The sequence below is a fragment of the Streptomyces sp. NPDC003284 genome, assembly GCF_053589675.1.
In genome coordinates this window covers 79812-101802 of sequence record NZ_JBSFSI010000028.1, presented here as the reverse complement: position 1 = coordinate 101802, position 21991 = coordinate 79812, and the positions used below count along the sequence as shown (strand labels likewise).

Annotated in this window: 21 protein-coding genes and 1 pseudogene; 20 read left to right on the top strand and 2 right to left on the bottom strand. The window is 72.5% G+C overall.

Annotation, left to right across the window (positions count from 1 at the left end):
- Window positions 1–110 precede the first annotated feature (110 nt).
- Window positions 111–1832 carry a chitinase gene (locus tag ACWDYF_RS34890; protein ID WP_381738350.1) on the bottom strand — a complete coding sequence of 574 codons (1722 nt, stop codon included), beginning with the start codon at window positions 1830–1832 and terminating at the stop codon, window positions 111–113.
- 504 nt (window positions 1833–2336) lie between these two features.
- On the opposite strand from ACWDYF_RS34890, the pseudogene ACWDYF_RS34885 reads away from it, so the two are divergent.
- The 14 genes and pseudogenes from ACWDYF_RS34885 to ACWDYF_RS34820 all read left to right on the top strand — a co-directional run.
- A pseudogene (locus ACWDYF_RS34885) lies at window positions 2337–3116 on the top strand (hypothetical protein); the annotation flags it as partial.
- A gap of 316 nt (window positions 3117–3432) precedes the next feature.
- Window positions 3433–4140: a Flp pilus assembly protein CpaB gene (gene cpaB, locus ACWDYF_RS34880; protein WP_381738348.1), complete on the top strand. Its 708-nt coding sequence runs from the start codon at window positions 3433–3435 to the stop codon at window positions 4138–4140.
- A 13-nt stretch (window positions 4141–4153) separates the two neighbouring features.
- A complete protein-coding gene (locus tag ACWDYF_RS34875) occupies window positions 4154–5410 on the top strand; it encodes an AAA family ATPase (protein WP_389473618.1) in 1257 nt (418 codons plus the stop codon).
- Between the two features lie 194 nt (window positions 5411–5604).
- Window positions 5605–5934 carry a pilus assembly protein gene (locus ACWDYF_RS34870; RefSeq protein ID WP_234020896.1) on the top strand — a complete coding sequence of 110 codons (330 nt, stop codon included), beginning with the start codon at window positions 5605–5607 and terminating at the stop codon, window positions 5932–5934.
- Between the two features lies 1 nt (window position 5935).
- On the top strand, window positions 5936–6352 hold the full coding sequence (locus tag ACWDYF_RS34865; RefSeq protein ID WP_018565139.1) for a TadE/TadG family type IV pilus assembly protein: 417 nt from the start codon (window positions 5936–5938) through the stop codon (window positions 6350–6352).
- Window positions 6349–7686, top strand: coding sequence for a CpaF family protein (locus tag ACWDYF_RS34860; protein WP_389473615.1), 1338 nt, complete (start codon window positions 6349–6351; stop codon window positions 7684–7686). Before ACWDYF_RS34865 ends, ACWDYF_RS34860 begins: the two co-directional genes overlap by 4 nt.
- Before the next feature lie 133 nt (window positions 7687–7819).
- Window positions 7820–8761: a type II secretion system F family protein gene (locus ACWDYF_RS34855; protein WP_389473613.1), complete on the top strand. Its 942-nt coding sequence runs from the start codon at window positions 7820–7822 to the stop codon at window positions 8759–8761.
- 66 nt (window positions 8762–8827) lie between these two features.
- Entirely contained in the window at window positions 8828–9715 is an 888-nt protein-coding gene (locus tag ACWDYF_RS34850) for a DUF5936 domain-containing protein (protein WP_018565143.1), read from the top strand.
- 259 nt (window positions 9716–9974) lie between these two features.
- Window positions 9975–11288: a sensor histidine kinase gene (locus ACWDYF_RS34845; protein ID WP_389473611.1), complete on the top strand. Its 1314-nt coding sequence runs from the start codon at window positions 9975–9977 to the stop codon at window positions 11286–11288.
- A 58-nt stretch (window positions 11289–11346) separates the two neighbouring features.
- On the top strand, window positions 11347–12201 hold the full coding sequence (locus ACWDYF_RS34840) for a response regulator (RefSeq protein WP_389473609.1): 855 nt from the start codon (window positions 11347–11349) through the stop codon (window positions 12199–12201).
- Window positions 12202–12328: 127 nt separating this feature from the next.
- A complete protein-coding gene (locus ACWDYF_RS34835; protein ID WP_389473607.1) occupies window positions 12329–12562 on the top strand; it encodes a Flp family type IVb pilin in 234 nt (77 codons plus the stop codon).
- Window positions 12559–13179, top strand: a complete 621-nt coding sequence (locus tag ACWDYF_RS34830) for a pilus assembly protein TadG-related protein (protein ID WP_389473605.1) — start codon at window positions 12559–12561, stop codon at window positions 13177–13179. Before ACWDYF_RS34835 ends, ACWDYF_RS34830 begins: the two co-directional genes overlap by 4 nt.
- Window positions 13180–13195: 16 nt before the next feature.
- Window positions 13196–13777 carry a hypothetical protein gene (locus ACWDYF_RS34825; protein ID WP_389473603.1) on the top strand — a complete coding sequence of 194 codons (582 nt, stop codon included), beginning with the start codon at window positions 13196–13198 and terminating at the stop codon, window positions 13775–13777.
- Between the two features lie 10 nt (window positions 13778–13787).
- A complete protein-coding gene (locus ACWDYF_RS34820) occupies window positions 13788–14447 on the top strand; it encodes an OmpA family protein (RefSeq protein ID WP_389473601.1) in 660 nt (219 codons plus the stop codon).
- A 48-nt stretch (window positions 14448–14495) separates the two neighbouring features.
- Here ACWDYF_RS34820 and ACWDYF_RS34815 read toward each other — a convergent pair whose 3' ends face one another.
- Complete coding sequence (locus ACWDYF_RS34815) at window positions 14496–14915, bottom strand: DUF192 domain-containing protein (protein WP_389473599.1); 420 nt, start codon at window positions 14913–14915, stop codon at window positions 14496–14498.
- Window positions 14916–15028: 113 nt separating this feature from the next.
- On the opposite strand from ACWDYF_RS34815, the gene ACWDYF_RS34810 reads away from it, so the two are divergent.
- From ACWDYF_RS34810 to ACWDYF_RS34785, 6 genes are all read left to right on the top strand, one after another.
- The gene (locus tag ACWDYF_RS34810; RefSeq protein WP_389473597.1) at window positions 15029–15772 is read left to right on the top strand and encodes a prepilin peptidase; all 744 of its coding nucleotides are present in this window, start codon (window positions 15029–15031) and stop codon (window positions 15770–15772) included.
- Between the two features lie 59 nt (window positions 15773–15831).
- On the top strand, window positions 15832–16710 hold the full coding sequence (locus tag ACWDYF_RS34805) for an LLM class flavin-dependent oxidoreductase (RefSeq protein WP_381738331.1): 879 nt from the start codon (window positions 15832–15834) through the stop codon (window positions 16708–16710).
- Window positions 16711–16792: 82 nt separating this feature from the next.
- Window positions 16793–17614 (top strand): methyltransferase domain-containing protein, encoded by an 822-nt coding sequence (locus ACWDYF_RS34800; RefSeq protein ID WP_389473594.1) that lies wholly within the window; start codon window positions 16793–16795, stop codon window positions 17612–17614.
- Between the two features lie 795 nt (window positions 17615–18409).
- Window positions 18410–19183 (top strand): isoprenyl transferase, encoded by a 774-nt coding sequence (locus ACWDYF_RS34795; RefSeq protein ID WP_018565154.1) that lies wholly within the window; start codon window positions 18410–18412, stop codon window positions 19181–19183.
- A gap of 337 nt (window positions 19184–19520) precedes the next feature.
- The gene (locus tag ACWDYF_RS34790) at window positions 19521–20846 is read left to right on the top strand and encodes a PhoH family protein (RefSeq protein WP_381738327.1); all 1326 of its coding nucleotides are present in this window, start codon (window positions 19521–19523) and stop codon (window positions 20844–20846) included.
- Between the two features lie 431 nt (window positions 20847–21277).
- On the top strand, window positions 21278–21970 hold the full coding sequence (locus ACWDYF_RS34785; RefSeq protein ID WP_389473591.1) for an aggregation-promoting factor C-terminal-like domain-containing protein: 693 nt from the start codon (window positions 21278–21280) through the stop codon (window positions 21968–21970).
- Window positions 21971–21991 lie beyond the last annotated feature (21 nt).

Below are 21991 nucleotides of genomic sequence, written 5' to 3'. Positions count from 1 at the left end.
GCCGAGCGATCTCAGTTTCCGGGCCACCGGCGGTTCGAACCTCTCGACGGAGCCCAGATGGTGCCGTCGGTGACGGCGCCGCACTGTGGGGGGTTCGGTTCAGGCGGGGATCACGGCATCGCGTGGACGTGCGCGCCGACCGAGTTGGACCAGGCGTTGCCCGCGGCGGCGTCCCAGTTGGTGGACCAGGTCATCGCGCCGCGCACGTCGGGGTAGGCCTTCGAGGGCTTGAAGGTGCCGCAGTTGGTCAGCTTCGCCAGGCAGTCCAGGGCGTTGTTGACCACGGTCGGGGAGACGTAGCCGCCGCCCGCGCCGCTCGGGGAGGCCGGCAGGCCCAGGCCGACCTGGGAGGGGGCGAGGCCGCCTTCGAGCTGGATGCAGGCGAGCGCGGTGAGGAAGTCGACCGTGCCCTGCGAGTAGACCTTGCCGTCGCAGCCCAGCATGGCGCCGCTGTTGTAGTACTGGGTGTTGACGACCGTGAGGATGTCCTTGATGTTCAGGGCCGTCTTGAAGTAGCCCGCGCCCGTCGACTGCATGTCGATGGTCTGCGGGGCCATGGTGATGATCAGACCCGACCCGGCCTTCGTGGACAGGGCGCGCAGGGCCTGCGTCATGTACGTGGGGTTGAGGCCGTTCTCCAGGTCGATGTCGACGCCGTCGAAGCCGTAGGTCTGCATCAGGGAGTAGACCGAGTTGGCGAAGTTCGTCGCGGAGGCCGGGTCGCTGACCGAGACGGTGCCCTTCTCGCCGCCGACCGAGACGATGACCTTCTTGCCGGCCGCCTGCTTGGCCTTGATGTCGGCCTTGAACTGGTCGACCGTGTAGCCCTTCAGGCCCGCCGAGTCGAGGTTGAAGGTGACCGCGCCGGGCGTGGTCGTGGCGTCGGCGAAGGCGACCGCGATGATGTCGTACGCCGAGGGGACGTCGGAGATCTTCTGGACGGTGGCGCCGTTGTTGAAGTTCTGCCAGTAGCCCGTCACCGCGTGCTTGGGCAGGTTGCCGCCGTGGTTGCCGTCGCCGCCGCCGGGCGCCGTGGTGGCGCTCACCGCCGCCGACCTGGCCGACTCGCCCGCCGCGTTGGTCGCCGAGACCTGGAAGGAGTAGGCGGTGGAGGCGGACAGTCCGCTCACCGTCGTGGAGGTGCCGGTGACCGCCGAGACCTTGGTGCCGTCGCGGTAGACGTTGTAGCCGGTGGCGCCCGAGACCGCGCTCCAGGACAGGTCGACCGAGGAGGAGGTGGCGTTGCCCGCCGCCAGTCCCGCCGGGGTCGACGGGACCGTCGGGTCGGGGTCGCCCCCGCCGCCCCCGTCCGGGCCGGAGACGGACACGTCGTCGGCGTAGTAGGCCGCCTGGCCGTACCAGCCGTGCAGATAGACCGTGACCGAGGTGGTCGAGGAGCCGGTGGTGAAGGTCGTGGAGAGCTGCTTCCACGCGGCCGAGTCCGGGGTCCAGGTGGAGACGTCCGTGGTGCCGGTGCCGGTGGCGCCGAGGTAGGTGTAGCCGCCCTGCACCCAGGCGCTCAGCGTGTACGTCGAGTTGGGCTTGACGGCCACCTTCTGGGTGCACTGCGCGGTGTCCTGCCCGGCCGGGGCGGCCTTCAGCGCGGACGAACCGGCGTGCACCGGCGTGGAGACGGTCGAACCGCTGCCTGCCGAACAGGTCCAGTTGCTCAGACCCGCCTCGAAACCGGCGTTCTTGGCGTTGTTGACGTCGGCGGCCGAGGCCTGGCCGGTGCCCGCCAGGGAGAGGGCCATGGCCGCGGTGACGGCTCCGGACCAGATGCTCAGCGGCCGGAGCCGTCTGCTTGAGGGCGTGCCTGGGGCGCGGTCCACTGGGGCCTCCGGGGGAGAGGAGAAGGAAGGGAGGGAAGAGAGCAAAGGGCGGGAAGAACGGGAAGGAAGTACGGGAAGGAAGAGAAGGAAGAGGGGGAGAGCGGGAGGGGAAGTCATGAACTGCGGTGCCGCTGCTGGTCGTACAAGTTGGTCCAGACCAATTGCATTGTCAAGAGGTCCAGACCAAATCCGTGCCCTGCGAGGCGTCCGGAACCGTCCGCTCCGTGCCCTCCGCCCGGCGCGGCGGGAGTCAACCGACCGTCGCGCCGCCACGCTTTCGGGTCGGCTCCGGGCGCACAACCTGCCCGGGTTTGAAATGACTTGTGCGGCAACGCATGCCATCGGGTCGGCGAATCGCTGTTCTCCGGTCACAGGCGCGTGGTTACAGTGCTCACGTAGTCACGCAGTGAAGTCAACTCGGTGCGCCGGACCAACACCGGCGGGCCGACCGGCGGCAGACGGGGAGCTGGCGTGTCAACTGCGATCGCGGTGACCGGCGCGGACATGGCACTGCCCGCCCAGGACGAACGGACCGTGCCCGCAGCGGTCCTGGGGGACCTGGCCCGGGAGCCCCTGGAGCGCACGCTCGACGGCATACGGACCCTGCTCGACCAGCACCCGCACCTGATCGTCGTGTACTCGCGCGCCCTGCCCGCCGGGGCCGAGCGCCGGCTGCACACGGTGCGTTCGCTGCTGGAGAGCGACCGCATCGCCCTCTACCGCTCCGACCTGCCGCCGCTCGGAGTCGCCGTGCTGGCCCGCCAGTTACGCCAGCTGGCCTCCTGCGACCTCGGCCCCGGGGTGCTGGCCTCGGCCGCCCGCCTGCTCACCCACTACGTCCACTGCGGTGCCGTGCTCAACTCCGTCACCCGCCTGGACCGCGTCCCCGTCGACCTCAAGGCGCACGCCAGGTCCTGGGTGCCCGGCAGCCAGTTCGGCGTCCTCGCCCATCCCCAGGCCCAACTGGTGCGCATCGGCCCCGAAGCCACCCTCGCCGGACCGGACTTCGCGACCTGGATGCTGGTCGCGAAGGGCCAGCTCCAGTCCGACTGGATCGGCGCCCATCTCGCCCCGGCCTGGCGGGCGCTCGGCCTGCGCGAGGCCGCCCTGCCGGGTGAGTCCGCCGCCTGGTGGGGCACCGGGAAGCTGATCGAGTTCTGCGGCTATCTGCCCGACCTGTCGGTCCTCTACCAACTCGTCGCCTCCGTACGGCAGAGCGTGTGCCACTGGTGCGGCATCGACGTCATCGGCGACCGCTGCGTCTTCTGCTCCGCCGCACCGCCCGACCCGGGGGAACGGCCGGACGGCCAGGGGGAGTACGGCGCGTCCGACGCGTACGGCGCGTCCGGTACGTACGGCGCATACGGCGCTTCCGGTACGTCCGGTGCGCGCGGCGCTTCCGGTACGCAGGGTGCGCCGGGGGCGTACGAGGCGCACGAGCCGTACCGGACCCGAGAGAGCCGCGCGCCCGCCGGGTGAGCCCGCGCCCCCGGCCGACGTACCGGTGGACCGTACGGCCGCACCGGTACGGCACCACCGGGCACCACCCGCACCCCGTCGAATCCGCTCGAACGAACCCCCCAACGAGGTCGTACGGCTCATGAACTCCCGTCAGCGCCGCGGCGTGATACTCCTGCTCCTGTCCGTGCTGTGCGCCCTCGGCGCGTTCGCCGGCGTGCTCTCCCTCATCAGCGACGTCAGGTCGAAGGTCGGCCCGGAGGTCACGGCGTACCAGCTGAAGGCCGACGTACAGCCGTACACACCGCTGAGCGCGGGGCAGTTCGAGAAGATCCGGATGCCCAAGCGCTGGCTGTCGCCCAACGCCGTCACCGACCTCGGCCAGGTCCGCGGCAAGATCGCGGTCACCACGCTGCGCCAGGGCTCGCTGCTCCAGAGCGACATGATCGTGAACCAGCCCGCGCTGCGCCCCGGGCAGCAGGAGGTCGCCATCATGATCGACGCCGCCACCGGTGTGGCCGGCAAGATCACCCCCGGCGCCACCGTCAACGTCTACGCCACCTTCCCCGGGGCGCGGCAGGGCGACCCCGCCCAGTCCAAGATCATCGTGACCAACGCCCGGGTCCTGGACGTCGGCCGGATCACCGCCCTCGACCCCGGCGCCGACAGCCGCGACCGGCAGCCCACCGAGGCCGTGCCCATCACCTTCGCGCTCTCCACCATCGACGCCCAGCGCATCACCTACGCCGAGTCCTTCGCCCAGCGGGTCCGGCTCGCACTGGTGGCGCCCGGCGGCGACACCGACGTGCCGGCCAAGGACCGGACCTACGAACTCGCGAACGACAAGTGAGAGGCCCGCAGCCATGCCCACCAGGATCCTCCCGGCAGCCGGCGACGCGGACGCGGTCCGGTCCCTCACGACCCTGCTCAGCCAGCTCCCCGACGCGGAACCGCTGGCCGCCGTCGGCGACTCCACCCAGCTCGTGGACACCCTCGCCCGGCTGGCCGCCGAATCCGTCGACGAACTGCCCGAGGTCGTGGTCGTGCACGAACGCGTCGGCCCCGTCCCCGCGCTGGAGCTCATCCGCGAGGTCGCGCTGCGCTTCCCGTCCGTCGGCGTCATCCTCGTCACCTCCGACGCGAGCCCCGGCCTGTTCTCCGCCGCCATGGACGCCGGTGCCCGCGGCCTGGTCCCGCTGCCGCTGGGCTACGAGGAACTGGCCAGCCGGGTCCAGGCGGTGGCCCAGTGGTCGGTGGGCGTACGGCGCCACCTGGGACACGGCGCCGACCTGTCCGGCGGGGCCGGCGGGCGCGTGGTCACGGTGAGCGGCGCCAAGGGCGGCGTCGGCACCACCCTGACCGCCGTCCAGCTCGCCCTGGCCGCCCAGGCGTCCGGCCACAGCACCGCCCTGGTCGACATGGACCTCCAGACCGGCGACATCGCCTCCTACCTGGACGTCCGGTTCCGCCGCTCGGTCGTCGACCTGGCCGCCATCACCGACATCTCGCCGCGTGTCCTCGCCGACGCCGTCTTCCGGCACGACACCGGCCTCGCCCTGCTGCTCGCCCCCGGCGAGGGCGAACGCGGCGAGGAGGTCACCGACCGGGCCGCCCGCCAGATCGTCGGCGCGCTGCGCTCCCGCTACGAGATCGTCGTGCTGGACTGCGGGTCCCAGCTGGGCGGCGCGGGCGCGGCGGCCGTGGAGACCGCCGACACCGCGCTGCTGCTCACCACCCCGGACGTGATCGCGGTGCGCGCCGCGAAGCGGACCGTGCGGATGTGGGACCGGCTCCAGGTCCGCAAGGCGGAGGAGACCACCGTCGTGGTCAACCGCCACAACCGGGCCACGGAGATCCAGCCCGCGCTCATCGGCCGGATCACCGGCACGCCGGTGGCCGCGACCGCCGTCCCCGCCAACTTCAAGGAGCTCCAGGGTCTCGTCGACGCCGGCCGCATCCACGAACTGGACGCCCGGAGCACGGTCAAGCAGGCCCTGTGGGGCCTGGCCGCCGAACTCGGCCTGGTCAAGCGGCCGGTGACCACCGCCAAGGGACACGGCCGGATGCGCGGCGACCGGGGCTCGGTCAGTTTCCGGCGGCGCAGGGAGGCGGGGGGATGAGCAGGGGGACGAGCGGGGCGACGCGTGGGGTGCCGCGGGGGCGAGGGCGGTTACGGGGCGCGGGCGCGGGGTCTTCGGTGCCGTACGGCGGTGCGCGGGGCGCGGGCGCGCGGTCTCCGGTGCCGTACGGCGGTGCGCGGGCGAGGCTGCGGCTGCGGTCCGACAGCGGGCAGGTCGCCGTCGAGTTCCTGGGCATGGCCCCCACCATCATCGTCACGCTCGTCCTGATGTGGCAGTGCGTGCTGCTGGGATACACGTTCACGCTCGCCGGGAACGCCGCCGACGAGGGAGCCCGGGTGGGCACCGCGGCCACCGGCGACTACCAGGGCGCGTGCGAGCGGGCCGCCCTGGGCGCGCTGCCGGGCGCCTGGCACGGCGACGCCGCGATCGACTGCGGAGGGCGGGGGAGCGGCTATGTGACGGCGACCGTGCACCTGCGCGTCCCCGTCCTGCTGCCGGGTCTGATCGGGTTCCCCATCCCGGTGAGCGGCCATGCCGCCGCCGTGGAGGAGGTGAAGCGCTGAGATGCCGTGGATCCGGCGGTCCCGGCGCGGCGCGCGCGCCGACCGTGGCCAGGTCGCCATCGAGTACCTGGGCTTCGTCCCGGTCCTGCTGCTGGTCGGCCTCGCGGCCATCCAGATCGGACTCGTCGCCTTCTGCGCCCTCCAGGCCGGTACGGCGGCACGGGCGGGGGCGCGCGCCGCCTCGCTCGGTCACGACGCGCAGGCGGCGTGCGCGGCGGCGGTCAGCGGCGGCCTCTCCGGCCGTACCACCTGCTCGCCCGCCGCCGGGGGCGACACGGTCACCGTCACGGCCACCGTGCGCATCCCCTCCGTCATCCCGCTGTGGAACCCGGTCGGCACGGTCCGCAAGACCGCCACCATGCCGCTCGACGACCCCCGCTCGACCAGTGACCGAGGACGAGGAGCCCCGCCCCCATGAGTCTGCGCGCACGCATCAACTCCCCGCAGGAGCAAGGCAGCCGGGGCGAGGACGCCCATCTGGTCGCCTCCTACCGGGCGAAGCTCCTGGAGGAGATCGACCTCGCGGAGATGAGCGCGCTCGCCCCCGCCGAGCGCCGGGTACGGCTGGAGCGGGTGCTCGGGCACATCATCAGCCGCGAGGGCCCGGTCCTGTCGACGGCCGAGCGCTCCCGGCTGATCCGCCGGGTGGTCGACGAAGCCCTCGGCCTCGGCATCCTGGAACCCCTGCTCGAAGACGCGTCCATCACCGAGATCATGGTCAACGGCCCCGACGCGATCTTCGTGGAGCGCGGCGGCCGGGTCGAACAGCTCCCGCTCCGCTTCGCCTCCCACGAGCAGCTGATGCAGACCATCGAACGGATCGTCTCCACCGTCAACCGGCGCGTGGACGAGACGAACCCCATGGTCGACGCCCGGCTGCCGTCCGGCGAACGCGTCAACGTGATCATCCCGCCGCTGTCGCTGACCGGCCCCGTCCTCACCATCCGCCGCTTCCCGCGCTCCTTCACCCTCCAGGAGCTGATCGGGTTCGGCTCGCTCGACGAGCACATGCTCTATCTGCTCGCCGGACTGGTGCAGGCCAGGTTCAACATCATCGTCTCCGGCGCCACCGGCACCGGCAAGACCACGCTGCTCAACGCCCTGTCCGGGCTGATCCCGGACGGTGAGCGCATCATCACCATCGAGGACTCCGCCGAACTCCAGCTCCAGCAGCACCATGTCGTACGCCTGGAGGCCCGCCCGCCCAACGTCGAGGGCCGCGGCCGGATCAGCATTCGCGACCTCGTCCGCAACTCCCTGCGCATGCGCCCCGACCGCATCGTGGTCGGCGAGGTCCGCGGCGGCGAGTCGCTGGACATGCTCCAGGCCATGTCGACCGGCCACGACGGCTCGCTGGCCACCGTGCACGCCAACAGCGCCGAGGACGCCCTGATGCGCCTTCAGACCCTGGCCTCCATGTCCGAGGTGGAGATCCCCTTCCCGGCGCTGCACGACCAGATCAACAGTGCCGTGGACGTCCTCGTCCAGCTCACCCGCTTCGCGGACGGCGCCCGCCGCGTCACCGAGATCGCCCTGCTCGACAGCCACGGCGGCGAGCCGTACCGGCTGACCACCGTGGCCCGCTTCGCCGCCCGGCCCATGACCGCGGACGGCCGTATCCACGGCGCCTTCGAGCACCACCCGCTGCCCCGCCGCGCCGCCGACCGCCTCCACATGGCGAGCCAGCCCGTCCCCGCGGCCTTCGGCGTCGCCCGGTCCACGGACCAACTGGCCACCCGGGAAGCCGTATGAGCCGTATGAGCTGTGTGAGCTGTGTGAGCTGTATGAGTCCTATGCCCAGTACGACGCCCACGACGCCCACGCCCACGACGCCCGCGGCCACCCCGCCACGACGCGTCCGGAGCAGGCGGTCAGGAGCCACCCCATGGAACTGAGCACCCTCGTCACCCTCACCACCGGGGTCGCCCTGCTGGCCTGCGTCCTGGCCGTCGTCGGCCTGCACGCCTACACCTCCGGCCGGGCCCAGCGCGCCGAACTCGTCGACCGGCTCGCCCTGACCGGCGGCACCGAGACGGGCCGCAGACGCCGCTTCCGCTCCCTGGACCGCAGACTGCGCCGCACCGCCCTCGGCCGTCGGCTGGAACTGCGGCTCGCCGCCACCGGCCTGGACGTCACCCCCGGCGAGTTCTTCGCCTGCATGCTCGCCGTGGTGGCGGCCCTCTGGCTGATCGGCCAGGCCGCCCTGGCTCCGTTCTTCGGGCCGCTCGCCGGGCTCCTCGGTGTCTGGGCCGCCGTGCAGTTCCTCAACTGGCAGCGCGCCAAACGCATCGAGAAGTTCATCAACCAGCTCCCCGAACTCGCCCGCATCCTGGCCAACGCCACCCAGGCCGGCCTCGCCCTGCGCACCGCGATCGGCATGGCCGCCGAGGAACTGGAGGCCCCCGCGGGCGAGGAACTGGGCAAGGTCGCCCACCAGCTCGCGCTGGGCGCCTCGATGGACGACGCCCTCGGCGAACTCGCCGACCGGCTGCCCTCCCGCGAACTCGTCGTCCTGGTCACCACCCTCGTCCTGTCCAACCGGGCCGGCGGCCAGGTCGTCGGCGCCCTGCGCAACCTCACCGAGACCCTGGAGGAGCGCAAGGAGACCCGCCGCGAGATCCGCACCCAGCTCTCCCAGGTCAACATGACCTCGTACGCGGTACCCGTGCTCGGCGTCGGCGCGCTCTTCCTGATGAACGGCGTCAAGTCCGGTGCCCTGGAGCGCATGACGGGCTCCCCGCTCGGCCAGGGCGCCGTGATCGTCGCCTTCGCGCTCTACGCCGTCGGCTTCTTCCTCATCCGCCGGATGTCCCGTATCGACGTATAGCGCCAGAACGGCCCGCGGAGGCGGGCGAGTCGGAAGCACCGGAAGACAGGAAGGAGAGAACCGACGATGGCATGGCTGCTCGCCCTGGTGGCGGCGCTCGGCGTCGCGGGCGTCTTCGCCGGTGTCCGCATGTACCGCGCGGACGCCCGGCTGCCCAGCGACCTCGCCCTCGCCCTGGAGGTCGGCGCCACCCGCACCGGCGCGGTGGGCTCCGTCATCGACCGCCTGGGCATGCGCTACGCCCCTGCCGTACTGCGCCTGATGGGCCCCAAGCTGGTCGCGCGCTACCGCCGCAAGATCGACCTGGCGGGCAACCCGGGCGGCCTGACCATCGACCGCTACGCGGCCCGGCGCGCGGTCTACGGCTTCCTCGGCGGCTTCGGCGGCCTGATCTCCCTGCTGCGCGGACAGTACGTCGTCGCGCTCCTCCTCTTCGCCTTCGGCGCGTTCTGGACCGAGGTCGGCATCTGGTCGGCCATCCGCATCCGCCGCGACGTCATCGAGCGCACGCTGCCCGACTTCCTCGACGTCCTCGCCGTCGTCGTGAGCGCCGGACTCGGCTTCCGCCAGGCGCTGGACCGGGTGGCCTCCCGGTACGAGGGCCCGTGGGCGGACGAACTGCGCATCACCCTGCGCCAGATGGACCTCGGGATGAGCCGCCGCGAGGCGTTCGCGGAACTGCGCCGCCGCAACGACTCCGAGCAGGTCGCCATGTTCGTCACCGCCCTCCAGCAGGGCGAGGAACTGGGCGCGCCGATCGTCGACACGCTCGTGTCCCTGGCCAAGGACATGCGCCGCACCGACGCGCAGAACGCCCGCCGCAAGGCCGCCCGCGCGGTCCCCAAGGCCACCATGATGATCACCACCTTCATGGTCCCGGCCACCCTCATCCTCCTCGCCGCGGGCCTCCTCCTGGGCTCCGGCGTGGACTTCGGCTCCGTCACAGGGGAGTAGGGGCCAGATGCGTACGACCACGCCGACCACGCTGACCACGGCGACCACGGAGGAACGCCACCTCCGCACGGGCTTACTCCGGCACGCGCCGCGCATGGCGCCGGAAACGGGGGGAGGGGGAGGGGGAGGGGACCCCGAGCCCGCGCCGGTCCCGGTCCCAGCAGAGGTACAGGTACCCGAGGGTGTCCCCGCCCTGGCGACGGCTCCCGCCCCGCACCCCCTCGCGCCGGAAAAGCTCCAGATCAGCGCCCTGCAAGCGATGTGCCGCCATGTCTTCGCGTTCCGCCTGGCGATGATCGCGCTGGCCGCCCCCGTCGCCCTCGTGCACGCCGCCCCCGGCCTGGCCGTCCGCCTGGTGGGCGCCGCGGTGGTCGTCACCTTCATGGGCTCCTACGTGCTCTTCCGGGACTGGGAGCGCTTCGGCCCGCTGCTCCTGCGGCACCCCACCCTCCTCGTCCTGGACACCCTCTTCGGCGCGCTCCCGCTCATCGCGGCCGGACCGGACAGCGTCCTGGCGTACGTCAGTGTCTGCACCCCGCTGCTGGCCGGCCTCGTCTACAGCTGGCGCGGCGCGGCGCTCTTCGCCTCGCTCCAGTCGCTGATCCTCCTGCTGGTGCACATCGCCGCCAGACAGCCGCACGCCGATCTGGCCCAGTCCGCCCTCTTCCCCGGCCTGTGCCTGATCGTGGGCGCGGTCGGCGCCACCCAGCGCACGCTGCTCCTCCGCTTCGGCGAGGCCACCCGCACGCTGACCGCGGTCCAGGCACGGCTTGCCGTCACCGAGGCCGTGAACGCCGAACGCGCCCGTCTGGCACGGGAGATGCACGACTCGGTGGCCAAGACCCTGCACGGTGTGGCCCTGGCCGCCGACGGCCTGGCGTGTTCGGCCGGGGCGGTCCGCCCGGACCCGGCCCTGATCCGGCGGCAGGCCGACCTGGTCGCCCGCTCGGCCCGCCGCGCCGCCGCCGAGTCACGGGAACTCCTCACGGACCTGCGGCGCGCGCACGATCCGGACCGCAGGACGGACCTGTGCGCGGAACTGGCGGCCGAGGCACGGGCGTTCAGCGCCCGCACCGGCGTGCCGACGACCTGCCGCACGACGACGCCCACGACGATGGCCGCGCCCGCGCCCGCGCCCGCGCCCTCGGCCTCGACTTCGACCACTACGACGCCCCCGGCCGCCGGTCAGGAGCCGGAGACCTGCCCGCCTCCGCTTCCCCCGCTGCCGCCCGCCGTCGCCCGCCACCTCCTCGCCCTCGCCGCCGAGGCGATGGAGAACGCCCACCGCCACGCCGCGCCGACCCGCGTCGAGGTCGGCGCGGACGTCGACGGCGGCCTGCTCCGCCTCACCGTCCGCGACGACGGCCGGGGCCTGCCCCCGAGCACCACCCTCGAACACCTGCGTGGCAGCGGCCACTTCGGGCTGCTCGGCATGACCGAACGCGCCACCGCGATCGGCGCCCGCCTGTGCGTGGGCCCGGCCGACCGGCCCGGGACCGGCACGGAAGTACGCGTCGAACTCCCCCTGGACGCCCTGCCGCTCCTCCCGCCCCACCCGCCCGACCGCCCCTGACCGCCCAGCTCTCCCCGCACCGCCTCCGGACCCCGCCCGCACCCGAGAGGAGGCCCCGATGCCGCCCGCGACGCCGCCCCCGCCCCCCGGCCCGCCGCCGTCCCCGGAACCCGGACCGGACCGCCGCCGGCCTCTGACGGTCGTGGTCGCGGACGACAACCCGGTGGTCCGCGCCGGGCTGACGGCCCTGCTCTGCGGCCGGGAGGACATCACGGTGGTGGCCCAGGCCGCCGACGGCCGCGAGGCGTGGGAGGCCACCCGCCTGCACCGGCCGGACGTGGTCCTGCTCGACGTCCGGATGCCCGGGGTGGACGGCATCTCCGCACTGCCGTACCTCGTACCGGTCGCCCCGGTCCTGATGCTCACCTACAGCCGTGAGCCGGAGGTCGTCCAGGAGGCACTGCGCCGGGGCGCGGGCGGCTACCTGGTCCACGGCGAGTTCACCGCCGACCAACTGGTCGACGCCGTAAGGGACATCACGCACGGACGCGCCCACCTCACCGCCACGGCGGCGGGAGCCCTGCTGGACCAGCTCCGACAGCGCCCGGCACCGGCGGCCGGCTCCCTGCCGGAGAGTCTGGGAGATGCGATTGCACACGAGTTTCCGGCCTCAACTCCCGCTCTCCCCACTATTTCTGTCGAATCGCTTTCGCAAGTGCAACCGACTGTGAGACAGTCGTCCCCGGTCGACAGGGCGAGGTTCCGACTCAGCGCGAGGGAGGCGGAGATCATGGACCTCATCGCATCTGGCATGACGAACCAGCAGATCGCCACCGCCTGCTTCATCAGCGAGAAGACCGTCAAGAACCACATCAACCGGATCTTCGCCAAGCTGCACAGCACCAGCCGCGCCGAGGCCGCCGCCAAGTGGCTCGGCACGGCCCCGGACTCCCCGTCGCAGGGACGGGGGTGACCCGGGATGCCGACGCCCGGGACCTGGGCCCGGAATTGGGCCCACGGACCCTCGGAACGGCCCTCCGCCCCGCCCTACCCTTCCCCTGCCGCGACCGGCACCGAGCCCGAACCCGGAGGGGATCACCATGAGCAACCTGATGCTGAAGACCGCGGTTGCGACCAAGGTCCGCGTACAGGGCTGGAAGAACACCACCACAGCGGCGATGCGCCGCCGCACCGGCGACCGGGGGCAGACGGCGGTGGAGTATCTGGGCATCATCGCGGTGGTGGTGGCGATCGTGCTGGCGATCACGGGCACCAGCATCGGCTCGACCATTCTCGGGAAGATCACCGGGTTGATCGCCAAGGTCGGCAATTGACACGAGCCTGGCGCTACCGCGACGACAAGGGGCAGGCCTTTCCCATCTACATCACGGTGGTGGCGGGCCTGCTCTTTCTCGCTTTCGCGTACTTCGCGGTCGGCCAGGCGACGGTGAACCGGAGCAACGCTCAGACAGCGGCCGACGCGGCGGCACTCGCGGCCGCCCAGGACACCCGGGATCGGCTTGCCGCCGAGTGGGTGAAAGCCGTTCTGGATCCGGACGCCTGGGAGAAGATCTTTCACGGGGATGCCCAGGGAACCGACTTCTCGTGCTCGCGCGCCCAGGAACTGGCCCAGCGGAACCACGCTCACGTCCTCGACTGCACGTCCCGGGGGCCGTTGGCATACGCGGTCGACGTCGAGACCGACGAAACGATGGGGAAGTCGGTTGTCCCCATCACCGAGAACAAGCGCTCCAAAGGGCATGCGATGGCCGTGATCGAACCGCTCTGCGATTTCGTTCCTTTGGCCGCGGACAGCCCGCCTGATACGTTGCCGCGCCTCACGTGCGAGAACAACAAGTACTGGGATCTGGACCCGAAAGACCTCACCGACCTCCCGGAGCCCAGGGACCTTTTCGACGTCCACCTGGCCGACCGACAGCCGAATGAGTGAAGAAGGAAACAGAGCGATGAGGACTCGGTTCACTGCGAAGGCTTACAGGGGGGCGGCGGTAGCAGCTGCCGTGGTCGGCCTGGGACTCGGGGCTGTCGGCTGCGGCAGCGGCGGTGACGGCCACAAGGACCCCCAGGCGTCGGCGTCCGTCTCTAAGGCAGGCGGCTCCGACCCGAATCCCCAGGAGGGGAAGTCGGAGGCTCCGCTGGCCGAACTGCGGGGACCCGACGGACTCCTCCTCCAGGTCACCTCCGCCGCGCGCGATGCCGGAGGGTTCGTCACGGTGAACGGGAACCTGAAGAACGACGGTGGCAAGTCCGCTGTGGTCCCGGTCGCCCTCCGGGGGGACGAGACGGAGATCCTCAAGCACGGGACGTCGCTCGGCGGTGCCACCCTCGTGGATTCACAGGGGAAGAAGCGCTACTACGTGCTGCGGGACACCGATGGGCGGCCGTTGACCACGACGGATCTCACCACCATCGAATCGGGCCAGACCATTCCCGTCTTCATGCAGTTCCCCGCCCCCCCGACCACCACCACCGACGTCACCCTCCAACTCCCCACCTTCTCCAGCGGCACCATCAAGATCTCCGGGTGAGGCGGCCACCATGACCCAGACCCCCACCCCCACCCGCACCCCGCCCCGCCGAGGCCCCCTCGTCCTCGCCGCCGCGGCCGCTCTCCTGCTCACCGCGCAGCTCTACGGCGCGGCGGCGGTCCGTGCGGACGGTACGGATCCGAGCGTCCCGCCGGGCACCGAGGCGTCCGCGTCGCCGCCCGTCCGGGTCGACCCGAACGACCCGGACCTCAAGCTCCCGGAAGGCGCCACCCTCGCCGCGCCCAAGGTGCTGGACATCAAGTCGGTCGTCGAGGACCAAGGCGGTGAGGAGCGCCGCGAGGACACCAACACCGACGTGACGTTCGCGCTCCAGGCGGAGGTGCTGTTCGCCAAGGACAGCGCGAAACTGAGCGACCAGGCCCGCTCCCGTATCGACGCCATCGCGCAGGAGATCAAGAAGCAGCACGCCCCCCAGGTCCGCGTCTTCGGCTTCACCGACAACCTCGGCACCCACGAACACGGCGTCGTCCTGTCCAAGCAGCGGGCCAACGCCGTCCAGGACGTCCTCTCCCAGGAGCTGAACGACCCGAACGTCACCTTCGACGTACGCGGCTACGCGGAGGACTACCCCATCGCGGACAACTCCACGGAGGACGGCCGCAAGAAGAACCGCCGGGTGGAGGTCACCTTCCCCCGCACCCAGAGCTGACGGACCCCGCCCGTGCCTGTGCCCCTACACCCGGACCTACACCCGTACCTACACCCGTACCTCCACCCGGACCCCCGCCCGCAGCCCCCACCCCGCCATCGCCCCCGCCGCCGCCTCCAGGACGTGCCGGGAGCGGAGGCGGGGCAGACCCAGGCGGCCCGGACGCATCGTGACGACGGCGAGGACGCGCAGCCGCCGGTCGAGGTAGGCGACGTCGATCGGGACGCGCATGCCGAACGTGTGGACGCTGCCCGCGGGCGAGAGCAGCAGCGCACCGTCCACCCGGTCCCGGCCGAGCAGCCCCTTCGTCCGGGCCCGGTAGGACGTGGCCAGCTCAAGCGGCACCACGAGCCCGTCCACGGCCTCGCCCACCCTGCCCGTCGTGCCCGCCCTGCCCGCCGTGCCCAGCTCGTCCATGGGCCCGTGCACCACCAGGCTGCCCCGCCCGTCCCGCCATCGCGTCCCCATGCCGTCGGCCGCCTCCTCACCGCCGCTGCGCCGCGTACGTTCCCCGCCGACCGTAGCCGCCCGGCGAACAGCCCCGCCAGACTCATCAGCCCCGTCCCGGCCAGGGTCCCCGCGTGCGCGTACTCCTGATCGTCCTCGCCGCCCTGTGGGGCGCGGGCGCCGGGCTGCTGGTGCCCCGCGCCGCGCACCGGCTGTCGGTGGAGGCCGGTGCGCCGTGGCGGGCAAAGTGCCCCGGCGGGCATCCGTTCGGCGGGGCGCTGGGCGGCTGGGTGGGGCGGGCGCGCTGCGCCCCCGCCTCCGGGCCCTGCGGAGGGTACGGGCCGAGCACCCCGGCCGTCGCGGCCGCCACCGCCCTCGTCTGCGCCGCGCTCACCGCCGCCACCGGACCGCGCCCGGAGGCGGTGGTCTGGCTGCTGGCCGCGCCGGTCGGCGTCCTGCTCGCGCTCGTCGACCACCGGGTGCGGCGGCTCCCGGACGTCCTCACCCTGCCGCTCGCCGCCGGGAGCGCGGCGCTGCTGGGCCTGGCCGCGCTGCTGCCCGCCGCCGCCGGATCCTGGCCGGACGCGCTGCTGGGCGCGCTCGCCCTGGGCGCCGCCTACTTCGTCCTCTTCCTCGTCAACCCGTCCGGGATGGGCTTCGGCGACGTCAAACTGGCGCTGTCGCTCGGGGCGTTGCTCGGCTGGTACGGCTGGCCGGTGCTGATCACGGGCGGCTTCGCCGGGCTGTTCTACGGCGCCGTGTACGGTCTCGGCCTCGTGCTGCTGCGCCGGGCGGGGCGCGGGGCGACGATGCCGCTGGGCCCGTTCATGCTCGCCGGGGCGTGCACAGGCGTCCTCCTGGGAGCCGCCGCGGCCTGACGGGAACACCTCGCGCCGCGGACGGCATGAGCCGCGAAGTCCCTGGGGAGGAACCCCGCATGACCGTTCTCGGCGCTGTCTTCCGTCCCCAACTGCCCCCCGAGCGACTGCGGTCGATGGCCCGTCTCGCCGACGACGCGGGCATCGAGGAGCTGTGGCTGTGGGAGGACTGCTTCCTGGAGGGCGGGATCTCCACGGCCGCCGCCGCGCTCGCCTGGACCGAGCGGGTCCGGGTCGGCGTCGGCCTGCTCCCCGTGCCGTTGCGCAATGTCGCCGTGGCCGCGATGGAGGCGGCCACGCTGCACCGGCTCTTCCCGGGCCGCGCGCTCCTCGGGGTGGGGCACGGCGTGCAGGACTGGATGGAGCAGGCCGGGGCGCGCGTCGAGTCCCCGATGACCCTGCTGCGGGAGTACGTGGACGCGCTGCGCGCCCTGCTGGGCGGCGAGCGGCTCACCACCCAGGGCCGGTACGTCCGGCTGACCGACGTGGCCCTGGACTGGCCCCCGCCGCCGGGCAGCGAGGTCCCGGTCCTCGCCGGTGCCACCGGGCCGCGCACGCTGCGGCTGTCCGGCGAGGTCGCCGACGGCACGATCCTCACCGTCGCGACCTCGCCGGAGGGCGTCCGCCGGGCCCGTCGGCTCATCGACGAGGGGCGTGAGGCGGCGGGCCGCACCGGGCCGCACCGCGTCGTCGTCAACCTCCTCACCACCACCGGCCCCGACGCCCTGCGCCGCCTGCGCGCCGAACTGGCCAACGAAGGCGTGGACACCGTCCCCGACCTGGGAGTGGCCGGTGACGCGCAGGCCGTGGCGAAGGCCGTCCGCGCCCTCGCCGACGCCGGTGCGGACACGGTGGTCCTCCAGCCCACGGCCGACGAACCGGACCCCGAGGGCTTCCTCCGCTTCACCGCCGAAGAGGTGCGCCCGCTGGTGCCCTGACCGCCACCGCCCCCCGCTCCCCGCCCCCCGCTCCCCGTGAACCGGTCGGCGAACCGCGCCCCCTCCTGAGAAGATCGCGGTCATGACACCGGACCACGACCCCCGCCGCCCGAACCCCCTCCCGCACACCTGCTCCCGCTCGTTCGAGGACCTCGTGGCCGAAGGCGCCGCCGTGCCCACCGAGGGGTGGGACTTCTCGTGGTTCGCGGGGCGGGCCACCGAGGAGCGGCCCTCCTGGGGGTACGCGGTGTCGCTGGCGGACCGGCTGGCCGGTGCGGACGCGGTGCTCGACGTGCAGACCGGGGGCGGAGAGGTGTTCGACTTCGCGCTCGGGCGGGCCGCGCGGGTCCCGGCGCTGCTCGCGGCCACCGAGGGCTGGCCGCCGAACGTGGCGAAGGCCACCGCGCTGCTGCGCCCGCGCGGCGCCGTGGTGGTCGCCGCCGACGAGGCCGCGCCGCTGCCGTTCGCCGAGGGCGCCTTCGACCTGGTGGCGAGCAGGCACCCGGTCCGCCCGCACTGGGCGGAGATCGTCCGCGTACTGCGCCCCGGCGGCACGTACTTCGCCCAGCACGTGGGACCGGCCAGCGTCTTCGAACTCGTCGAGTGGTTCCTGGGGCCGCAGCCCGAGGAGACCCGCACCGCCCGGGACCCCGGCCGGGAGCGCGCGGAGGCGGAGGCGGCCGGCCTCGACGTGGTCGCGCTGCGGGCCGAGCGGCTGCGCATGGAGTTCCACGACATCGCGGCCGTCGTCCACTTCCTGCGCAAGGTGGTCTGGATGGTCCCCGGCTTCACGGCCGAGGCGTACGAGGACCGGCTGCGGGAGTTGCACGGGCGGATCGCGGCGGACGGCCCGTTCGTGGCGTACAGCGCGCGCCATCTCTTCGAGGCGCGCAAGCCGCTCTGACCGGGTCCGGAGCCGTTCACACCGGTCACAGTTTCCACATCGTTATCGTCTTTCCCTCCCGTCACTGCTCCGTCTGGCGTAAGTTCAGACCAACGAAATTCGCGCGAGCAAAGCTGCGCGAGGGGCATCGCGCAGTGGAGGGGGCTGCGCGGCGCCGTGCCCCCTGATGGCGGCGGCCGTGTCCGGTCCGGCCGGCCCGGGGTGAGGCGCCCCGGGCGTCAAGCGGGTGTGAACACCCGGGTCGCCCGTGCGGGGTAAGCAAGGACGACTCGCCACGCGGGCCCCAGATGGCGCAAACCCTTCGGTTTCTGGCTCATTCGGTCGCTTTCGCCTGTGATTTCGCTGTGAACCGGCCATGATCCGGTAAGGAATGGCAGATTCCATCACTGCCGAAACGTCGCCGGGCGAATCCGGAGAGTAGTTGTGGCGCGCTGATGCACGCAGCATCACTTACGAAGGGTTATGGTGGAAACCCCCCCTCGGGCCGGTCCGTCTCCCCCCCACGGACCGGCCCGTTTTATGTCCGGGGGCCTGCCGCCTCCCCGTCCGGGGAGCGCCGTCCCCCGGCCGGCGACCCGTCGTCGGACCCGCCGCCGGAGCCGCCGTCCCGCTGTCCGGAACCCGGCCCCGCGGCCGCCGGGCATCCGGGGGCGGCGGGCGGCCCGTTGGGGGACCCTGGGTGTGGCCGGGGGTAGGCTTCGCCCCCGGGGACCGCCATACGGACCAGGCCGCCGCACGGACAGGGAACACCCCCGGCCGCGCCTGTCCGATCCATACGGAGGGGCTGACGAACACGTGAACCTGCGCGACAAGCTGCGCAGCCTGCTGGTCAGGCTGTACGCGCGCCGGGTGGAAGGCCACCTGGACCACGCTCAGGTGCCCAAGCACATCGGCGTCATCATGGACGGCAACCGACGCTGGGCCAAGGCCGCGGGTTCCACCACCGTCCACGGACACCGGGCGGGTGCCGAGAAGATCGAGGAGTTCCTCGGCTGGTGCACCGAGACGGACGTCGAGGTCGTCACCCTCTGGCTGCTGTCCACGGACAACTTCGACCGCCCCCAGGAGGAGCTGGTCCCGCTCCTCGGCATCATCGAGGGCGTCGTGCGCGCCCTGGCCGCCGACGGCCGCTGGCGCGTGCACCACGTCGGCACCATGGACCTGCTCCCGTCCGGCATGCAGGCCGTGCTCAAGGAGGCTGAGGAGGCCACCGCCGACGTCGAGGGCATAGTGGTCAACGTGGCCATCGGCTACGGCGGCCGGCAGGAGATCGCCGACGCCGTGCGCTCCATGCTCTGCGAGGCCCACGACCGGGGCACCTCCCTGGAGGACCTCGCCGAGGCCGTCGACGTCGAGATGATCGGCCGGCACCTCTACACCCGGGCCCAGCCCGACCCCGACCTCGTCATCCGCACCAGCGGCGAGCAGCGGCTGTCCGGCTTCATGCTCTGGCAGACCGCGCACTCCGAGTACTACTTCTGCGAGGTCTTCTGGCCGGCCTTCCGCAAGGTCGACTTCCTGCGCGCGCTGCGCGACTACGCGGCCCGCCACCGCCGCTACGGCGGCTGACGCGACACGCCGCTCCCGAGGCCGCGTACCCGTTTTCACGAGGAGTTCATCCATGCGCCGTCCCGTGCTCCTGCATGGCGGTGCATGTTCGAGGGCATAAGCCAGACAGGCCGACACCCGAACCACGGGTGTCGGATCTCAGCGGGCGGCTCGGGGCCGTCCGCCCGGGAGGCCCTTTGCACCAGCCCGACCGTGCGGTCACAGCGCGGACGAAGACGTGGCGGGCCGGTCACCGGTCCGCGCATCGCGGCCGGCGACCGGCCCCGATGCCCCCGCTCTCCCGGCCCGGCATCCACCTCGTCGCTCCCCGACCTCATCCGAGGGGGTACGTCCTTCCGTGGTGACCAGCACAAAGCGCCACAAGCCAGACCGGCGCACCTACGTCCTCGACACCAGCGTCCTGCTGGCGGACCCGAACGCCCTGACCCGCTTCGACGAGCACGAGGTCGTGCTCCCCATCGTCGTGGTCACGGAACTGGAGGCCAAGCGGCACCATCCCGAACTCGGCTATTTCGCCCGGCAGGCGCTGCGCCTGCTGGACGACTACCGGGTCCGGCACGGTCGCCTCGACGCCCCCATCCCGATCGGGGACCTCGGCGGCACGATCCGGGTCGAGCTGAACCACTCGGACCCCAGCGTGCTGCCCACCGGCTACCGCCTGGGGGACAACGACTCCCGCATCCTCGCGGTCGCCCGCAACCTCCAGGCCGAGGGGTACGACGTCACCGTCGTCTCGAAGGACCTGCCGCTGCGGATCAAGGCGTCCTCGGTGGGCCTGCTCGCCGAGGAGTACCGGGCGGAACTCGCCATCACGGACGCCTCCGGCTGGACCGGGATGTCCGAACTGACGCTCCCCGCCGAGCAGGTGGACGTCCTCTTCGAGGAGGGCCGCGTCCAGGTCCCGGAGGCCGCCGCGCTGCCCGTGCACACCGGGCTGACGATCCATTCGGAGCGCGGCAGGGCCCTCGGGCGGGTCACTCCCGACGGCGGCGTCCGGCTGGTGCGCGGCGACCGCGAGGTCTTCGGCATCAAGGGCCGCAGCGCCGAGCAGCGGATCGCGCTCGATCTGCTGCTCGACCCGGACATCGGGATCGTGTCGATGGGCGGCCGGGCCGGCACCGGCAAGTCGGCGCTCGCCCTGTGCGCGGGTCTGGAGGCGGTGCTGGAGCGCCGTCAGCACCAGAAGGTGATGGTCTTCCGCCCGCTGTACGCGGTCGGCGGGCAGGAGCTGGGCTATCTGCCCGGCACCGAGGCGGAGAAGATGAGCCCGTGGGCGCAGGCCGTCTTCGACACGCTGTCGGCGGTCACCTCGCGCGAGGTCATCGAGGAGGTCACCGCGCGCGGCATGCTGGAGGTGCTGCCGCTCACCCACATCCGCGGCCGGTCCCTGCACGACGCGTTCGTCATCGTGGACGAGGCGCAGTCCCTGGAGCGCAACGTCCTGCTGACGGTGCTGTCCCGGATCGGCGCGGACTCCCGGGTGGTGCTCACCCATGACGTGGCGCAGCGGGACAACCTGCGGGTCGGCCGCTACGACGGAGTCGTCGCCGTGGTGGAGAAACTGAAGGGGCATCCGCTCTTCGCGCATGTCACCCTGACCCGCTCCGAGCGGTCGCAGATCGCGGCCCTGGTGACCGAGATGCTGGAGGACGGGCACATCTGACGCTGTTTCGCACCCCTCGCCCGTTCCGGGGCGCTTTCAGGGGAGTCGGCGCCGTCCGGCAAAGGCCGAGAGCCTAGCCGGGCGGCGCCGTCGTGCGGGGGCCATTCCCGATATTCCGTGGGCCGAACGTGGTGTGAGCTTTCCCACGCAACGCAGAATTGCCTCGCGGCGTCGGGTTGCGGCAGAGTCTCCTTCCTGTCAGGCCCCCGCATACGACACAGCTGTGCCCCCAGCGGCATCGCGCCCCTTGAGCACCACCGTCAACTCCATAACGTCGTCGTATGCCGCCCGCAGCAGCACGCGGCGCTTCCCGCAGGGGGAGTTGCGCACCGGGCCCGTGCCTCCGTGACCCCGCAGTTGGGAGGCCAGTGCCAGGGGCACGATCGCGTCCGCCAGGGTCACCGAGGCGGGCGATGCTGGAAGGAAACCGTGTGAGCCGGATCTCGGTCCGGGGATTCGCAGTGGCCTCCGCCACCGCGGTCACCGCTGTCGGAAGCGTCGTCGGTGTTGCCTCGGGCAGCACCGCCCAGAACAACGACGTCGAGGCGACGGCAGCCGACGCCACACTCCTCGCGGACATCCCGGTGGGCCAGCAGGCCCCCGTGCAGACCGCGTCCCTGACGCAGCAGGCGGACGTCCAGGCCATCGCCGCGGACGCCAGCGCCAAGAAGGACGCCGAGGAGGCGGCCCGCAAGGCAGCCGCCGAGACCGCGATCGCCAAGAAGAAGGACGCCGAGAAGGCGGCCCAGGAGGCCAAGGAGCGGGAGGAGCAGGAGAAGGCGACCACCCGCAGCACCCGGGACGCCTCCGACTTCCCCGTCCAGGGCTCCTACACCGTGTCCCAGGTGCAGGCGATCGCCCGGCAGATCGTGCCGAGCGGCCAGTTCCAGTGCTTCAGCAACATCGTGAACCACGAGTCCACCTGGAACTACCAGGCGGTCAACCCCTCTTCGGGCGCGTACGGCCTCGTCCAGGCGCTGCCCGCGGGCAAGATGGCCTCCGCGGGCGCCGACTGGCGGACCAACCCGGCCACCCAGATCAAGTGGGGCCTCAACTACATGAACGTCCGCTACGGCAGCCCGTGCGGCGCGTGGTCGTACTGGATGGTGAACCACAACTACTGAGCCGCCCCGCGCGCTCAACCC

Excerpts from the sequence above, each read along its gene's own strand:
- ACWDYF_RS34870 (WP_234020896.1), top strand. The coding sequence starts at position 5,605 with ATGGCCCCCACCATCATCGTCACGCTCGTCCTGATGTGGCAGTGCGTG.
- ACWDYF_RS34845 (WP_389473611.1), top strand. The coding sequence starts at position 9,975 with ATGTGCCGCCATGTCTTCGCGTTCCGCCTGGCGATGATCGCGCTGGCC.
- ACWDYF_RS34805 (WP_381738331.1), top strand. The coding sequence starts at position 15,832 with ATGACCGTTCTCGGCGCTGTCTTCCGTCCCCAACTGCCCCCCGAGCGA.
- cpaB (WP_381738348.1), top strand. The coding sequence starts at position 3,433 with ATGAACTCCCGTCAGCGCCGCGGCGTGATACTCCTGCTCCTGTCCGTG.
- ACWDYF_RS34800 (WP_389473594.1), top strand. The coding sequence starts at position 16,793 with ATGACACCGGACCACGACCCCCGCCGCCCGAACCCCCTCCCGCACACC.
- ACWDYF_RS34860 (WP_389473615.1), top strand. The coding sequence starts at position 6,349 with ATGAGTCTGCGCGCACGCATCAACTCCCCGCAGGAGCAAGGCAGCCGG.
- ACWDYF_RS34840 (WP_389473609.1), top strand. The coding sequence starts at position 11,347 with ATGCCGCCCGCGACGCCGCCCCCGCCCCCCGGCCCGCCGCCGTCCCCG.
- ACWDYF_RS34875 (WP_389473618.1), top strand. The coding sequence starts at position 4,154 with ATGCCCACCAGGATCCTCCCGGCAGCCGGCGACGCGGACGCGGTCCGG.
- ACWDYF_RS34825 (WP_389473603.1), top strand. The coding sequence starts at position 13,196 with ATGAGGACTCGGTTCACTGCGAAGGCTTACAGGGGGGCGGCGGTAGCA.
- ACWDYF_RS34835 (WP_389473607.1), top strand. The coding sequence starts at position 12,329 with ATGAGCAACCTGATGCTGAAGACCGCGGTTGCGACCAAGGTCCGCGTA.
- ACWDYF_RS34815 (WP_389473599.1), bottom strand. The coding sequence starts at position 14,915 with ATGGGGACGCGATGGCGGGACGGGCGGGGCAGCCTGGTGGTGCACGGG.
- ACWDYF_RS34850 (WP_018565143.1), top strand. The coding sequence starts at position 8,828 with ATGGCATGGCTGCTCGCCCTGGTGGCGGCGCTCGGCGTCGCGGGCGTC.
- ACWDYF_RS34865 (WP_018565139.1), top strand. The coding sequence starts at position 5,936 with ATGCCGTGGATCCGGCGGTCCCGGCGCGGCGCGCGCGCCGACCGTGGC.
- ACWDYF_RS34820 (WP_389473601.1), top strand. The coding sequence starts at position 13,788 with ATGACCCAGACCCCCACCCCCACCCGCACCCCGCCCCGCCGAGGCCCC.
- ACWDYF_RS34855 (WP_389473613.1), top strand. The coding sequence starts at position 7,820 with ATGGAACTGAGCACCCTCGTCACCCTCACCACCGGGGTCGCCCTGCTG.